Origin of the sequence: Polaribacter sp., from assembly GCF_036480315.1 — a bacterium.
Classification (GTDB): Bacteria; Bacteroidota; Bacteroidia; order Flavobacteriales; family Flavobacteriaceae; genus Polaribacter.
Genome location: NZ_JAZGGG010000067.1, coordinates 1 through 16,589 on the forward strand (window position 1 = coordinate 1; position 16,589 = coordinate 16,589).

At 29.6% G+C, this 16,589-nt stretch carries 14 protein-coding genes and 1 pseudogene; 8 read left to right on the forward strand and 7 right to left on the reverse strand.

All coding sequences use genetic code 11. From position 1 onward, the window contains the following. Nucleotides 1-110: pseudogene (locus tag V3V28_RS14330) on the forward strand (IS982 family transposase); the annotation flags it as partial. A 152-nt stretch (nucleotides 111-262) separates the two neighbouring features. Beyond that, the gene (locus V3V28_RS14335) at nucleotides 263-2,578 is read left to right on the forward strand and encodes a DNA topoisomerase 3 (protein WP_331365699.1); all 2,316 of its coding nucleotides are present in this window, start codon (nucleotides 263-265) and stop codon (nucleotides 2,576-2,578) included. A 164-nt stretch (nucleotides 2,579-2,742) separates the two neighbouring features. Here V3V28_RS14335 and V3V28_RS14340 read toward each other — a convergent pair whose 3' ends face one another. Beyond that, on the reverse strand, nucleotides 2,743-3,978 hold the full coding sequence (locus V3V28_RS14340; protein ID WP_331365723.1) for an ABC transporter permease: 1,236 nt from the start codon (nucleotides 3,976-3,978) through the stop codon (nucleotides 2,743-2,745). 4 nt (nucleotides 3,979-3,982) lie between these two features. Here V3V28_RS14340 and V3V28_RS14345 point away from each other — a divergent pair, with 4 nt between their 5' ends. After that, entirely contained in the window at nucleotides 3,983-5,257 is a 1,275-nt protein-coding gene (locus V3V28_RS14345; RefSeq protein ID WP_331365700.1) for an exo-beta-N-acetylmuramidase NamZ family protein, read from the forward strand. A gap of 33 nt (nucleotides 5,258-5,290) precedes the next feature. Here V3V28_RS14345 and V3V28_RS14350 read toward each other — a convergent pair whose 3' ends face one another. From V3V28_RS14350 to V3V28_RS14375, 6 genes are all read right to left on the reverse strand, one after another. Continuing rightward, the gene (locus V3V28_RS14350; protein ID WP_331365701.1) at nucleotides 5,291-6,130 is read right to left on the reverse strand and encodes a thioredoxin family protein; all 840 of its coding nucleotides are present in this window, start codon (nucleotides 6,128-6,130) and stop codon (nucleotides 5,291-5,293) included. Nucleotides 6,131-6,240: 110 nt separating this feature from the next. Next, a complete protein-coding gene (locus V3V28_RS14355; RefSeq protein ID WP_331365702.1) occupies nucleotides 6,241-6,879 on the reverse strand; it encodes an SCO family protein in 639 nt (212 codons plus the stop codon). A gap of 1 nt (nucleotide 6,880) precedes the next feature. Then, nucleotides 6,881-8,578 (reverse strand): tetratricopeptide repeat protein, encoded by a 1,698-nt coding sequence (locus V3V28_RS14360; protein ID WP_331365703.1) that lies wholly within the window; start codon nucleotides 8,576-8,578, stop codon nucleotides 6,881-6,883. A 23-nt stretch (nucleotides 8,579-8,601) separates the two neighbouring features. Then, nucleotides 8,602-9,414 (reverse strand): sterol desaturase family protein, encoded by an 813-nt coding sequence (locus V3V28_RS14365; RefSeq protein ID WP_331365704.1) that lies wholly within the window; start codon nucleotides 9,412-9,414, stop codon nucleotides 8,602-8,604. A gap of 47 nt (nucleotides 9,415-9,461) precedes the next feature. Continuing rightward, nucleotides 9,462-10,289 (reverse strand): sterol desaturase family protein, encoded by an 828-nt coding sequence (locus V3V28_RS14370; protein ID WP_331365705.1) that lies wholly within the window; start codon nucleotides 10,287-10,289, stop codon nucleotides 9,462-9,464. Between the two features lie 176 nt (nucleotides 10,290-10,465). Next, nucleotides 10,466-10,990: a YkgJ family cysteine cluster protein gene (locus tag V3V28_RS14375; RefSeq protein WP_331365706.1), complete on the reverse strand. Its 525-nt coding sequence runs from the start codon at nucleotides 10,988-10,990 to the stop codon at nucleotides 10,466-10,468. Nucleotides 10,991-11,077: 87 nt separating this feature from the next. Here V3V28_RS14375 and argS point away from each other — a divergent pair, with 87 nt between their 5' ends. The 5 genes from argS to V3V28_RS14400 all read left to right on the forward strand — a co-directional run bounded on the left by argS (nucleotide 11,078) and on the right by V3V28_RS14400 (nucleotide 16,521). Next, nucleotides 11,078-12,853 carry an arginine--tRNA ligase gene (gene argS / locus V3V28_RS14380; protein ID WP_331365707.1) on the forward strand — a complete coding sequence of 592 codons (1,776 nt, stop codon included), beginning with the start codon at nucleotides 11,078-11,080 and terminating at the stop codon, nucleotides 12,851-12,853. Nucleotides 12,854-12,858: 5 nt separating this feature from the next. After that, entirely contained in the window at nucleotides 12,859-13,473 is a 615-nt protein-coding gene (locus V3V28_RS14385) for a hypothetical protein (protein WP_331365708.1), read from the forward strand. A 146-nt stretch (nucleotides 13,474-13,619) separates the two neighbouring features. After that, nucleotides 13,620-15,008, forward strand: coding sequence for a dihydrolipoyl dehydrogenase (lpdA, locus tag V3V28_RS14390; RefSeq protein WP_331365709.1), 1,389 nt, complete (start codon nucleotides 13,620-13,622; stop codon nucleotides 15,006-15,008). A gap of 101 nt (nucleotides 15,009-15,109) precedes the next feature. Further along, on the forward strand, nucleotides 15,110-15,883 hold the full coding sequence (locus tag V3V28_RS14395) for a hypothetical protein (RefSeq protein WP_331365710.1): 774 nt from the start codon (nucleotides 15,110-15,112) through the stop codon (nucleotides 15,881-15,883). A gap of 35 nt (nucleotides 15,884-15,918) precedes the next feature. Further along, complete coding sequence (locus V3V28_RS14400) at nucleotides 15,919-16,521, forward strand: hypothetical protein (protein ID WP_331365711.1); 603 nt, start codon at nucleotides 15,919-15,921, stop codon at nucleotides 16,519-16,521. The last annotated feature ends 68 nt before the right edge of the window (nucleotides 16,522-16,589 follow it).

The window sequence follows — 16,589 nt, forward strand, 5'->3', positions numbered from 1 at the left end:
GTTTTAAGACTAGAATACTCTCAAAATTAACCTCATTAACAATTATTCAATTCATTAATAAGTTTACTTTTGATAGAAATATTAACAACTTAAAAATTAGTATTATTTAAATGCACAACGGGTTTAATTAATAATATACAAATACTAATTTTTGTCCTTCATATTTTAAATACCTGAAGGACTTCTATTTTATTAACAATCGAAAAAAGAACGTCTTTAAATATATAATAATTCACTAATTTCGACCTCACTAAAACAATCAATGAAAGTCTGTATTGCCGAGAAACCAAGTGTAGCAAGAGAAATTGCTAGTATTCTAGGAGCCAACACAAAACGTGATGGTTTCTACGAAGGAAACGGCTATGCAGTTACTTACACCTTTGGTCATTTATGTACACTTTTAGAACCTAAAGATTACAAACCACATTGGAAAAGTTGGGATTTAAACAACTTACCAATGCTACCAGAACGTTTTGACACCAAAGTTACTGGCGATGCAGGAATTAAAAAACAATTCAATATTGTAAAATCTTTATTCGAAAAAGCAGACGTAGTTATCAATTGTGGAGATGCGGGAACTGAAGGAGAATTAATTCAACGTTGGGTAATTAATCAAGCGGGTTATAAAGGTGAAGTTCAACGTTTATGGATTTCTTCATTAACAGAAGAAGCCATTAAAGAAGGTTTTAAGAACTTAAAACCTGCAGAACAATATGACAACTTATATTATGCAGGATTCTCTAGAGCAATTGGAGATTGGCTTTTAGGCTTAAATGCAACACGTTTATATACAGTGAAATTTGGGGGTTACAAGCAAGTATTATCGGTTGGTAGAGTGCAAACTCCTACCCTAGCAATGTTGGTAAATCGTTTTGTAGAAATTGAAAAATTTATACCACAACCGTATTGGGAATTACAAACTACGTATAGAAACACACTTTTTAATTATGAAGATGGGCGTTTTTTAAAACAAGAAGACGGACAAATTTTAGCTAATAAAGTAAAAGAATCTGATTTTGAAATTGTTTCTGTAACCAAAAAGAAAGGAAAAGAATATGCACCAAAACTGTTCGATTTAACGGGCTTACAAGTATATTGCAATAATAAATTTGGTTTTTCTGCGGATGAAACATTAAAAATGGTTCAGAAGTTATACGAAATGAAAGTGGTAACGTATCCAAGGGTTGACACTACTTTTTTACCAAATGATGTGTATCCAAAAATTGTAGGAATTTTATCAAAATTAACAAACTATAGCGAATTAACGCAACCTCTTTTAGGGCAGAAAATAAAGAAATCGAAACGTGTTTTTGATGATAAAAAAGTAACAGATCACCATGCCATTATTCCTACAGGAATTCAAGGGAATTTACAATACAACCAACAGCAAGTCTACGATATTATTACACGTAGATTTATTGGTGTTTTTTATCCAGATTCAGATGTTTCTAATACTTCTGTTATTGGAAAAGCTGCAGATGTTCCTTTTAAAACTACAGGAAAAGAGATTATAAATAAAGGTTGGCGTGTTGTTTTTGAAACTGAAGAAAGTAAAATTAAAAAGGAACTAAATCAACAAATGACTTTGCCTTCTTTTGTAAAAGGTGAAAAAGGAACGCATGAACCTTCGTTTTTAGAAAAAGAAACAAAGCCGCCAAGAAACTTTACAGAAGCAAGTTTATTACGCGCCATGGAAACTGCTGGAAAGCAAGTTGATGATGATGATTTGCGCGAATTAATGAAAGAAAACGGGATTGGAAGACCTTCAACAAGAGCAAGTATTATTGAGACCTTATTCCGAAGAAAATATATTGAACGTAAGAAAAAACTGGTTTTACCAACCCAAACGGGAATCGATTTAATTAATATTATTGATAACGAACTTTTAAAATCTGCTGAATTAACTGGTCGTTGGGAAAAACGTTTAAAGGAGATTGAAAGAGGTGAATTCAATGCTGGAACCTTCATTAATAATATGAAGAAAATGGTAGACGAATTGGTTTATGAAGTTCGTTCTAATACTTCCAAAAAGAGAATTTCTTCAAACAACTCTGTCAATTCGAGCGTAGTCGAAAACAATTCAAAATCTAAACCTAAAAAAACAAAATCTAAACAAGTTGCTGGAAAAACCTGCCCGAAATGTAAAAAAGGACACATATTAAAAGGTTCTTCTGCTTTTGGTTGTTCTGAATATAAAAATAATTGCGATTTAAAAATTCCATTTGAAATTTACGAAAAAAAAGTATCAGAAAATCAGTTGATACGTTTGATTGATAAAGGTTGCACAACCAATTTAAAAGGTTTTAAAACGGATACTGGTTCTGTAGAAGGTTTAATAAGGTTTGATAATGAATTTAAACTAAAATTAGAACCAAAACAGAAAGCAGTCGCTTCGTCTTCAGATAAAATATCTTGTCCGAAATGTAAAAAAGGAACCGTTTTAAAAGGAAAAACTGCATACGGTTGTTCAGATTATAAGATAGGTTGTGATTTTATTTTCACTTTTGAAAATATTAAAAAAATTGCAAACGGAAAACCTTTAACAAAAGAATTAGTTTTACAAATTATTGCTAGTTAATACCTCACTTTTTATACTCGCATACAACAATAAACAATCTTCCTACTTTTAGTAATGCTATTTGCTTGCAAGTACGTTGCGTTAGCGATTGAAATGGCATCCTTTTTTGGAGGAACGAGAAAAAGATACAATGGAAAGCGCGACCTTTAGGTAACGCTCAGTTTTTAAGCGAATTTAATTGATTTTGATGGGTTTATTTTTGTGATAATATAGGAAGGAATTATGAGCATTAGAAAGCACAATGTAAGTGTACCAATGTTTAGCGCCAAAATTGCGCCAATAGAAATGTGAACTGGCATTACTGCTACGTAATATGTTTCTGGATTTAAGGTAATTACTTTAAAAAAATACTGAACACCAATAATTGACAAACCGATAATATTACCCCAGAAAAGTCCTTTTAAAATTAGGTAAGATGCGTTGTATAAAAATATTTTACGAATGCTAGAATTATGACTTCCTAACGCTTTTAAAATACCAATCATTTGTACGCGTTCTAATATTAAAACGAGTAAAGCGGTAATCATATTTATGCCTGCAATGAGAATCATAATACCGATTATAAACCAAACATTATTGTCGAATAATTTAATCCAATCGAACACTGTTGGGTATAAATCCATGATAGTTTTACTGTTAAATTTTGGTGAAACTTCGCTATAAATTTCTTCTCCTTTAGCTTCTATATCATCAAAATTATCTAAAACAACTTCAAAACCACCAACCTGGTTTTCTGTCCATTTATTTAATTTTTGTACTTCTCTGATATCACCAATCATCATGTTTTTATCAAATTGCGCAAAACCAGAATTGTAAATCCCTACAATTGTATATTTTCTATTTGATGGTAATTTTCTGAATTCAGACTTTAAAAAAGTGGCTAAAACAGTATCATTTAATTTTAATTGCAAACGATTTACAACTGTTTTAGACAACAGTATTCCTTTTGTTCTTGGTAAGCTAAAATCTGGAAACCTTCCTTCAACTAAATATTCTTTGAATAAAGTGAAATCGTAATCTGAAGAAACTCCTTTAAAAATAATGCCTTCAAAATCTGTATCTGTTCTTAAAATTCCGCCTTTGTTTGCATAAACTTGTACATTTTTTATTCCTTCTACTTCTTTAAGTTCAGGATAAAAATCTTGTTTAATATTTATGGGTGTTGTAGAAACATCAGAATTATTATTATCATAATTTACAATTTGAACATGACCTTTAAAACCAGCCATTTTATCGCGAATTTTATTCTGCAAACCAGTTGCCGTTGCAACCGCAATTAGCATAATAATAATTCCCAACGTAATTGCTGTAATTGCAATTTTTATTATTGGTGATGAAATACTATTTTTATACTTTTTGCCAGCAATAATACGTTTTGCTATAAATAACTCGTAATTCAAATTGATGATATATTTTAAACCTTTCAAAAGTACATATTTATTCTTATTTCTATTGCTGAATTTTCAGCTGATTTCTTGTGCTCAAAAAGTAACTATTAAAGATTCTGAAGCTAAAGTTGAAAAATTAGTAACAGAAAAACTAGTAATTAAAACAGGAGCAGAAAGAACTGGTTTGTACCTAGATTTATTAAAAGGAAAAAATGTTGCTATTGTTGCTAATCAGACTTCTGTTTTATCGGTTTTACAACGTGCAGAGGTTGCGCCTAATATTATGGGGTCAAAAAAAGTAACGCATCATTTAGTAGATTATTTACATAATTATGGGAAAATTACAGTTAAAAAAGTATTTGCACCTGAACATGGTTTTAGAGGAAAAGCAGATGCAGCAGAGTTTATTAAAGATGGTTTTGATACCAAAACAGGTTTGCCTATTTTTTCTTTACATGGAAAAACAAAAAAGCCTTCTCCAGATCATTTAAAAGGAATTGATGTAGTAATTTTTGATATTCAAGATGTTGGAGCTCGTTTTTACACGTATATTTCTTCTTTACATTATGTTATGGAAGCTTGTGCAGAAAACGGTATTCCCGTAATTATTTTAGATAGACCAAACCCAAATGGACACTATGTTGATGGACCAGTTTTAGAATTGGAACACAAAAGTTTTGTGGGTATGCATAAAGTTCCTGTTGTTTATGGAATGACAATTGGAGAATACGGAAATATGATTAATGGAGAAAAGTGGCTAAAAAATGGAATTAAATGTGATTTAACAGTAATTCCGTTAGAAAACTACACACATAATTCAGAGTACAGTTTAACCATAAGACCTTCACCTAATTTACCAAATGATAAATCTATAAACTTGTACCCTAGTTTAGGTTTTTTTGAAGGAACAATTATTAACGCTGGTAGAGGAACAGAATTTCAGTTTCAAAGATATGGAGCATCATTTTTTCCAAAAAATAATTTCAGTTACACTCCAAAACCAAATTTTGGTGCTAAATATCCAAAACATAAAGGCAAACTTTGCTATGGTGTAGATTTAAGCAATACAGAAAAATTAAGCTCTCTTAACTTAAAGTGGTTAATTGATGCGTATCAAAAAACTCCAAAAACAGAAAAATTCTTTGGAAAAACCTTTACTATACATGCTGGAAACACAAAACTTCAACAACAAATAGAGAAAGGTTTATCTGAACAAGAAATTAGAAAAAGTTGGAAAAAAGGTTTGGAAGTCTTTAAAAAGGTTAGAGAAAGGTATTTGATTTATAAATAAAAACTCGAAGTTAAACTTCGAGTTTTTATAATTTTATATTTTTCTAGATTTTAAGAGCAAATCTTTATAACCCTTGTTTGTTTTTAGCTTTTCATACCAAATTCTTGCATTACCTTTATCTTTTAACTTGTTGTAGGCAGTAAAATACATAAAATCATAAAGGCTCTTATTTGAAGTGTCAATTTTATTTTCAGGAAAATCATCCTTTAATTGTTTAATTGTTTTTTCGTAATTCCCTCTCACTAGATACTTATACACATCACCAAATAAATGAATTCTTTGAGCATTTTTATTTTTACTTCCTTCTTTCTTATATAATTTATAGGTTAATTTTAAATACTTATTTGCAAGACTTAAAAAATCATTTTTCACTTCTTTTTTAACGTATATAGAATAATCAAAGTATTTTTCTGCAATTTTTAGAGCATTATCACCAGATTTAGTTTTTTTATAGTTTAAGTAATCTTGTTGTAGAAAATTTGTTCCATAAGTATATTTTTTAAGTAATTGCATTACTTGGCTTTTCATCATATAACTTTTACGCTGAAAAAGAATTTCTCCGTTTGAGTCAAGAATATAAACATCAGGAATAGACCTAATATTATATTTTGAAGATAATTTTCTATTTACATCAATGTCAATTTTTAATGGTATAAAATTACTCATCAAATCCTGTACTTCTGGGCTGTTCCAAGATTCAGAGTCCATTCTTTTGCATGGCCCACACCAAGTAGCCCAAAAATCTACCAATATTAATTTATTAGTAGCTACAGCTAGCTTTTTAGCATCCTCAAAAGATGTCATCCATTGTGTTGCTTTTACTTGTTGATTTAAAGCAAACAATAATACAAATGATAGAATAAGTTTTTTCATAGTTTAATTTTTAGCAATTTAAATTTAAGCTAAAATAATAATAAATTTGATTATTTTATCCAAGTTAGTGAGTTTTCTATATCCTTGAAAAGACTGTTTCAATATTTTTTTTAATGAAGAATTAGTTTTTGAATATCTTTAATTAAACGATTCATTTCTTTAAAATCAGTACCATCATAAATACCTCTTATCTGTTTTTCTTTATCTACCAATACAAAATTAGTGGTATGGATAAAGTCTTGTAAACCACCATCACCTTTTTCCACTACAGCAAAATAGCTTTTACGAGCTAGTTTATAAATGTGCTTTTTATTTCCAGTTGTAACATTCCATTTAGAGTCAATTACACCCTTTTTATCAGCATATTCAAGTAAAACAGAAACACTATCAATTTCAGGAGTTACTGAAATTGATAAAAACATAATATCAGCATCAGTTTTAAATATTTCTTGAAGTTTGCCGATATTATCAGTCATTATCGGGCAAATAGTTTTACAACGTGTAAAAAAGAAATCTGCTACATAAATTTTATCTTTATAATCTTCTTGAGTGATCTTTTTTCCATTTTGATTTATCAACTCAAAATCTGCAACTATATGATTCTTGTTTGAGTTACGAAGACTTTTGTCAACTAATTCTGGATTAAAATCAGCAGGATTGTAAATAGGTAATTGTTTTTGGTTTTGATTACAAGATACGATCCCTAAAAAAATAAAGAAAAACAAAAAATATGCTATGATAATTTTCATGTTAAACCATCTTTTGTTTAACAAACTCTTTTGCTTCGATTAATTCTTTTCTATTGCTATTTGAATTTTTTGTCAATTCAATGAGTTGATTAAAATATAACGTTGCTTTTTCTTTATTACCAGATTTTTCTGATGCTACGGCTGCTCCATAAAGTCCGTTAAATCTATTAGGGTGTATTTTTAAATTAGCTTCATAAGCAGTTAAAGCTTCGAGATAATTATGTGCTTCTATCAACATATCACCATAAAGTTCTATCGCAGGCAACACATCTCCTGGAGTAACAGGATGCTTACTCGTTTTACTTTCCATAAAAGCAGCCTCTTTCATAAGAGCTAACCCTTCTTTTTTATTTCCTTTTTTGAATATTAACCAAGCTTCAGCAGTTTTAATTTGAATAGCGACTTGCTCAATCTGTAAGGCATTTGTTGATTTGTTTTTACCTATAAGGCTTTGTTTTAATGTTTTAAGCGTTTCAATTTCATTATTAGCACTTTTAAAATCTTTAGCATGTGCATTACCTAATGCTTTTGCAAAATGAAGGATAGCTTCTTGCCAAGGAAATTTTTTCCAATCTAAATTTATTTCTGGCAACTCTAAAGCAGCTGCTCGTTTCCAGTCTTTATTTTCGAGTGCCATTCTTGAAGGCACAGAAGTTATAGGGTAAATTGCTGCTAGAATAGCAGCTGGATAAAAGGTTTTCATTTCTTTTACTAGCTCATATTGTGCTTCGGCATTTACATTATCACCTACTTGAAGATATGCATAAACCAAATAATCTATGGCGTGTAATTCTTCAAAATAAGAACCTTTTATTTCTGCAGACTGTGTATAACACCTAGAATTCTCAGCAGATAAAGTATTTGATGCAATAGACTCATCCCAAATACCTAATCGTGTAAAAATATGAGAAGGCATATGTTGTGCGTGAGATGAAGCAGGAGCAATAGTTGCATAACGTCTTGCCGTTGCCAAAGCTTTTGATGCCAATGTTGGATTGTCATAATTATGAATAATATAATGAGCAATTCCTGGGTGATTGGGCTGTTCTTTAAATAATTCTTCTAATATTTTCCCAGCTTTTCTTTCGTTCACATACTCTTTACTAACTCTATCTCGAGTTGAATATAAAGCCAACGTGTAAAAGATAGCAGCTTCTGTATCTCCTTTGTATTTTAGATACATATCTTCCATTTTTTCTTCATACTTTTTGGCTCTTGTCTTATGACCTATTTTATCCCAATCTTTATAAAAAGATGAAATAGCTTCAAAATAATCATTTTCTTTAGCTCCTTTTTCAATTGATTTAGCAACCTCCAATATTTTTGAAGCTCTTATTAATTCTTTTTTTGAAGGCGGAAACCAAGCTGCATGATAAATGCTCATAGCAACTCCCCAATATGCCATAGCACATTCTGGATCTGCATCTAACACTTTTACAAAGGCTTTTTCTGCTTCGCTATACTCAAAAGAATGCAGTAAAGCCAAGGCTAAATCGAATGTTTTTCGAACCGAATAATCACAAGACAATGAAAAATTTACATCACCAAATTGTTCACCATAGCAGAGTACCAAATCGCCTCGTTTTAACTCTATAGATGCTAATGCCGGATTTGGTTTTTTTGTTTTATTTTTACATGCTGTAACGGAAAATAAAACAGCCGAAATAATAAATAGAATACTAAATCTAATTGGTTTCATTTTTTATACTTTTTGATGAATAATTATTTTTTTGATACAATTCTTTTTATTTTGATAAAAGGACTTTTCATCAGATACAGAAATGTTTGTTTTTCTTTATCGTCAAATTCTTTTAAGCCATATTCCATTTTCTCGACTGGCAACTCTTTAAAGGTTCCGAATAATCGATCCCAAACAATAAAAATATCAGCAAAATTAGAATCTGTATAAAACTGTTCTTTATGATGATGTACTCTATGATGGTTTGGCATTACAAAAAAGAACCCTAATGTAGAATCTATCCACTTTGGATAATTTAGATTTGAATGCTCGAAAAAGAAAAATATATAAAGTATAAAATAATACAATGCCATTGATAAAATATCAGTCCCAAAAAGTGCTGCGGTAACAATATTTCCTGTTTGATAAATTAAAATTAATTCTAGAGGATGAAATCTAAACACGGTTGAAGAATCCATAGAAGTATCACTATGATGTACTCTATGCAACCTCCAAAGCAAAGGAACTTTATGGGAAGCTCTGTGTACCCAATAAGTAGTAATATCATACAATGCCACACTTAAAAAAAGCTTTACCCAAAATGGTAATTCAACAAGATACAGAAGCCCTATTTCGTTATTATTAAACCATTCTATACCATAAATTACAAAACCAATACAGACAATATTTAATAGTACCAATGTAATTTGAAACAAAATATTCTGAAAAAGGTGCTGCACTCTATTCTTAAATATAAAGGGGCTTTTTAATACTCGTTCTAATGAGAAGAAAAATACTAATAAACCAATAACAATATAATTAGGGTTTATCTCTAAAAGTGAATTTAATGTTTCCATTTTTATATGTTTTTTTAAATTAGCACACTATAATTTATATCAACAACTTACATGTTTGTTGGTTTTCGATATCCTTGAAAGGGTTGTTTTAATAATTCTTTTAAAGAAGAGTTTATTTTTTCATCAGGAAAAGTATCTACTCCGTATACAATTTTTTCTCGCTCTAGATATGAATAAGTCCCAAAAATTCGATCCCAAATAGAGAAAACATTTCCATAATTAGAATCTGTATATGGCAACATATTATGATGATGAATTTTATGCATATCAGGAGAAATAATTACATAACTTAATATTTTATCTAATGTTTTAGACATCTTAATATTTGCATGCGTAAACTGTGTTGCAATCAATGATACCGATTGATACAGCATTACAATTGCGATAGGTGCGCCAATTACAAAAACACCAAATAAAGTAAATAAAAATCGAATAATACTCTCTAACGGATGGTGTCTATTTGCGGTCGTGGTATCTACTTTATGATCTGTATGATGTACCAAGTGAATCATCCACAAAACCTTTATTTTATGCTCTACAAAATGTGCTAAATAAGCTCCGAAAAAATCTAACAATACAACCCCGAATACCACATACAACCACAAAGGCATTTTTGGCAGCCAATTTATAATTCCGAAGTTATTTGCTTGCACCCAATCGGCAGAATTTAACAATAAAAAAGCCAATGAAAAATTGATGATAATTGTTGTTAAGGTAAAAAATAAGTTTGGAAAAGCGTGTTTCCATTTTTTATAATCGAACTTAAATAGCGGAATTGCGCCTTCTAGAAGCCAGAAAAAAGTGATTCCACCAACTAAAATTAAACTTCTATGTGAAGAAGGAATAGTTTCGAAATAATTAAAAATGGTTTCCATGTATTTTATTTTCCACTAAAATAGTGAAAATAAATGTTCTCGATACAAATTTGTTCATACTTCACAAATTCACTCGAACATACAACGCTTTATCACTGAAATACTGTCACTTCGAGTAATTTTCGACTTTTTAAGAAAATTGTATCGAGAAGTCTTTTAATTGTAAAAAAAATAAATTAAGAACGTTTAACCTTCTTATTCCCTTCTAAAGGTAAAACTTTCTTTAAATTTTCTACTATAGAATAAGCAGCAGGACAAATTGCAGTATTGTCTATTGTTAAATCTGTAATACCAATAAACTTTTTACGATTTGTGTGAGGATATTCCGCACAAGCTTTTGGTCTAACATTATAAATAAAACAAGAATTATCAGATTCATCAAAGAAAGAACAAGGCGCCGTTTTTAACACCATAAAATCATCTTCATCTCTTATTAAATATTGCTCTTGAAAATCAGCAGCTTTCATTTTTAAAGACTTCGAAATTCTATCCACATCTATGTTTGTAAAAATCGGACTTGTAGTTTTGCAACAGTTTCCACATGTTAAACAATCTGTTTTTTCAAATTCTTTTTCATGTAGTTCTTGCATTAAATAATCCAACCTTTTTGGAGTACGTTTCTTAAGTCTAGCAAAATATTTCTGACTTTCTTTTTTTGCTTCTTTAGCTAATTTAGGTAGTTCTTTAAGTCGTTTTTCCATACTGCAAAAATACAATTATTCTTGCCCAAAAATCATTCTAAAAACAAATAAAATTCCGTAATTTTGTGTTTCAATTTTTTGAAATAAATGAATATTCAGAACATCATAGAAACCAAAGTAAAAGAAGGTTTTTTAGCTTTATACAATACAGAAATTCCTACCGTAGAATTTCAAGCAACTAGAAAAGAATTTGAAGGCGATATTACCGTTGTAGTTTTTCCAATGTTACGCTACAAGAAAGGAAACCCTGTTGCTATTGGTGAAGATTTAGGGAAATATCTTGTTGAAAATGTTACAGAAATAACCAATTATAATGTTGTAAAAGGTTTTTTAAATTTAGTCATTGAAGATGCATTTTATACTAATTTCTTTAATGGAATTTATGCAGATACTATTTTTGGTCTAAAAGCCCCAAAGGAAGAAGACAAAGCTGTTTTGGTTGAATATTCTTCCCCAAACACAAACAAACCTTTGCATTTAGGTCATGTTCGTAATAATTTATTAGGTTATTCTGTTGCAGAAATTATAAAGGCTTCTGGTAAAAAAGTATACAAAACACAAATTATTAACGACAGAGGAATTCATATCTGTAAATCTATGCTAGCTTGGGAAAAATTCGGAAACGGAGAAACTCCAGAATCTACTGGTTTAAAAGGAGATAAATTAGTTGGTAATTATTACGTAAAATTCGATCAAGAATACAAGAAAGAAATAGCGCAGTTAATTTCCGAAGGAAAAACAGAAGACGAAGCAAAAAAAGAAGCACCACTTTTAGTAGAAGCACAACAAATGCTGCTAAAATGGGAAGCTGGAGACGAGCAAGTTGTTTCTCTTTGGAAAGAAATGAACGCTTGGGTTTATGCAGGTTTTGATGTTACTTATAAAAATTTAGGTGTAGATTTTGATAACTTATATTACGAAAGTAATACGTATTTATTAGGTAAAGATATTATAGATGAAGGTTTAAAAACGGGCGTTTTCTATAAAAAAGAAGATGGTTCTGTTTGGTGCGATTTAACTGCAGATGGTTTAGATGAAAAATTGGTATTACGTTCAAACGGAACAGCAGTTTATATGACGCAAGATATTGGTACTGCAATACAACGTGCTAAAGATTTACCAGATGTTGGTGGAATGGTGTACACAGTTGGTAATGAACAAGATTATCATTTTAAAGTATTATTTTTAATTTTAAAGAAATTAGGATATTCTTGGGCGGAAAGCTTGTTTCATTTAAGTTACGGTATGGTAGATTTACCTTCTGGAAAAATGAAATCTAGAGAAGGAACTGTGGTAGATGCAGATGATTTAATGGTTGAAATGACAACTACAGCCAAAGAAATTTCTGAAGAATTAGGAAAATTAGATGGTTATTCTGATAAAGAAAAAAACGAGTTATATAAAACGATTGGTTTAGGTGCTTTAAAATATTTTATTTTAAAAGTAGACCCAAAAAAGAGAATTTTATTTGACCCAAAATCTTCTGTAGATTTTCAAGGAAATACAGGTCCTTTTATACAATATACATATGCTAGAATTCAATCTATCATTAGAAAAGCTGAATTTGATTATTCACAACCAGTAACGATTGAATTACACGAAAAGGAAAAAGAATTATTGAAACAATTAGAATTGTATCCTGAAACAATACAACAAGCTGCGGCAAATTATTCACCAGCAATTGTTGCAAATTATACATATGATTTGGTAAAGGAATTTAATTCTTTTTACCAGAATGTACATATTTTAGGAGAAGAAAATCAAGATAAAAAAGTATTTAGAGTTCAACTAGCAAAGAAAGTTGCTGATACAATTAAATCCGCTTTTTCTTTATTAGGTATTGAAGTTCCGGAGAGAATGTAAAAACTATGAAAAATAGAATTTTAATTTTACTATTAATTATTTCCTTTAAAGCAGCTAGTCAAGATATAAATATTTTTAATAGCTATAGAGATGGTATACTTTATTTTAGAGATAGTACAGAAAAAAAAGGTTTGATAAAAATTACTTCAGACGACGAAATAAAATTTAAAGAAACTAGAAAAGGAAAAAAGCAGATTTATAATTACGAATCCATTAAGAAAATTCATTTTTATAAAAATAATAAAACACTATATTACAAACATAACAATAGTTCTGTTTATCTACTAGAAAAAGAAGTTTCGGGTAAAATAGATTTATATTTTAAAATAGTTAATTCTGGGCATATTATGGGAGCAAACGGTATGATGATGCATGGAGGATTTTATAACACTTATTATATTGGAAATAAAGGTTCTGATATAATAGAGGCTTTAGATGAAAATGTAAAAAGCAGAGAGTTTTGGTTAACTTTTTCAAAATATATAAAAGATTGCCAATATCTAATTGAAAAAGTGAAAGATAAAAAAAGTATTAAGAAAAATTTTAGAAAGAAAAAATCAAGGTTAATTAATATGGTTAATGACTATAATACTAACTGTAAATTAAAAACAAGCAAATAAACAGGCAATTACAGCCACAAGTTAATAAATTAGCACGCGTTAGGGATTGAAGTGACATCCTTTTGCTATTTCGCAAAAGATACAACGGAAAGCCCGCTCGAACGCCATAAAAAAAAAGAAACAAACAACGAGTAAAAATAAACAACATGAAATACGACATCATAATTATTGGAAGTGGCCCTGGAGGTTATGTAGCAGGAATTAGAGCTTCTCAATTAGGCTTTAAAGTTGCTATTGTAGAAAAAAATGAAATAGGTGGAATTTGCTTAAACTGGGGATGTATTCCTACAAAAGCTTTATTAAAATCTGCTCAAGTTTATGATTATTTAAAACATGTTGACCAATATGGATTAAAAGCAGAAGCAATTGATAAAGATTTTGAAGCTGTAATTAAAAGAAGTCGTGGTGTTGCTGATGGAATGAGCAAAGGTGTTTCTTTCTTAATGAAGAAAAATAAAATTGATGTTATTAACGGTTTTGGTAAAATTAAAACTGGTAAAAAAGTAGATGTTACTGCCAAAGACGGAAAAGTAACAGAATATAGCGCAGACAATATTATTATTGCAACTGGTGCTCGTTCTAGAGAGTTACCAAATTTACCACAAGACGGTAAAAAAGTAATTGGTTACAGACAAGCAATGACATTACCAACACAACCAAAATCTATGATTGTTGTTGGTTCTGGTGCAATTGGTGTTGAGTTTGCTCATTTTTATAATTCAATGGGAACGGATGTAACTATTGTAGAATTTATGCCAAACGTAGTGCCAGTAGAAGATATTGATGTTTCTAAACAAATGGAACGTTCTCTTAAAAAATCTGGTATTAAAGTAATGACAAATTCTTCTGTAGAATCTGTTGATACTTCTGGTGAAGGAGTTGTTGCTACTGTAAAAACGAAAAAAGGTGAAGTAACTTTAACTGCAGATATTTTATTATCGGCAGTTGGAATTAAATCTAACCTAGAAAATATTGGTTTAGAAGATGTTGGAATTATTGTTGATATAGATAAAATCTTGGTAAACGATTTTTACCAAACTAATATTCCGGGTTATTATGCTATTGGAGATGTAGTTCCTGGGCAAGCATTAGCACACGTTGCTTCTGCAGAAGGAATTACTTGTGTAGAGAAATTAGCTGGTTTACATACAGAACCAATCGATTATGGAAACGTGCCTGGTTGTACGTATGCATCTCCAGAAATTGCTTCTGTTGGTTTAACTGAAGCAAAAGCTAAAGAAGCTGGTTACGAATTAAAAGTTGGAAAATTCCCTTTTTCTGCATCTGGTAAAGCAAGTGCAGCAGGAAATAAAGATGGTTTTGTAAAAGTAATTTTTGATGCAAAATATGGCGAATGGTTAGGTTGCCATATGATTGGTGCTGGAGTTACTGACATGATTGCTGAAGCCGTTTTAGGACGTAAATTAGAAACTACAGGTCATGAAGTGTTAAAAACAATACATCCACACCCAACAATGAGTGAAGCTGTTATGGAAGCAGTTGCAGATGCTTATGATGAAGTGATTCATTTGTAGAGAATTAGATTTTTGCTTTTATAGATTTATAAAATTCAGAATAAAGAACATAGAGAAAAGACCTCACCAATTTCGTGAGGTTTTTTTTGTAACTTTAATTTATGAAAAAGTATCTTCTTCTATTAATTCTTTCTTTTATATTTAGTTGTAAAAAAGATTTAACGGGTCATTGGCATTTAAGAGATTTGGAAAACAATTCTTATAGTAAAGCAAGTATAGAAATTTTAGAAAATAACGATTGTTACTTGTATTTTTCTTTATCGTCTAAACCGAGTAAAGGAGAACATTTTCCACAGAAAAATGTAATTGCCATTCCTAGTGATTGTGGTGTATTTATGTTTGACTATAAAATAAATAATGATAAACTTTATTTAACTAATGCTCTTGGAACAGAGTTTATTGCCGAAAAACAAAACGACAATTGTGATAGGTTTAAAGATTTTAAAACACTTTTAAATATTAATTTCCTAAAAATAGAAAAGCAAAAAGATTTATTCAAACCTAAAGACTCTATCGAAAATGAGGGTTTGAGTTATTATTTTAATATTGATTATGATACCTTAAATAATAAAATTAGAATAGAACATATTGATGAAATAAAGACGGTTGATAAAATTGAATCAATTAAAGAATATATTGAGAATTCTGTTTCTGAAGCAGAAATTCCTTTTGTAAACTATGTATTAACTCCTGATAAAAATTTAAAAGCTTCCGATTTAAAACTTATTATTAATAAATTAAATGAAGGTTATAAAAAGAAAAATTATATTCAAACTTTGAAGATCAAACCAGAAAAAATGAATATTTTTGAATATATAAAAATTAATAATTTAGATTTAGAATCGGATAATAAGTTGTTATATATTATAAATTAAATTTTATCATCAAGTATCAAAAAAACTTCAAAAAATTGATCACCAACAAAAAACAATTTTCAATTGAACTTTTAAAAGCATTTATTAAATTAATAATTGCAGGAATTCTAATAGGCGTTTTAAAAGAATACGATGCTATTATTGCAGGAATTCTATTCCTAAAAGTGATTCATAATATTTACAAAGAAGTTATAAGACCAAAGACTAATAAAAATTGGTTGCTAATTATTGGTATGTTATTAACTGGTTTTGGAGGAATTGTTGGTGAAACTTGGGGCGTTTCTAATGGATATTGGGAATACCATGAAGTTACAAGAGACTTACCACTTTGGTTACCTTTTGCTTGGATGTTAGCTTTCCATTACTTATATAAATTAGAGCGAAATTTAATTCCGCTTTTAAAAACTCAAACCACAAAAAACAAAATTCTATTAGCTGTTATTTTAGCCGTAATTCTACCCGCTTTTGGTGAAGTTATTACTATTTATTTAGGTGTTTGGACATATTATTGGCCGTATCAAATTTTAGGAGTTCCTTTATATGCGTTTATCTGCTTGGTATTTGTACATATGTTAGTATATGCTATTTTGCATTTTATTTGTATAAAATTTAAAATTGAAGATACCGTTTACAATTAGTTACAATACAAAGTTCCACAAATAACTTCCAGAGAGTTTTACAGCAAAATATAAAAAAAATACTAATA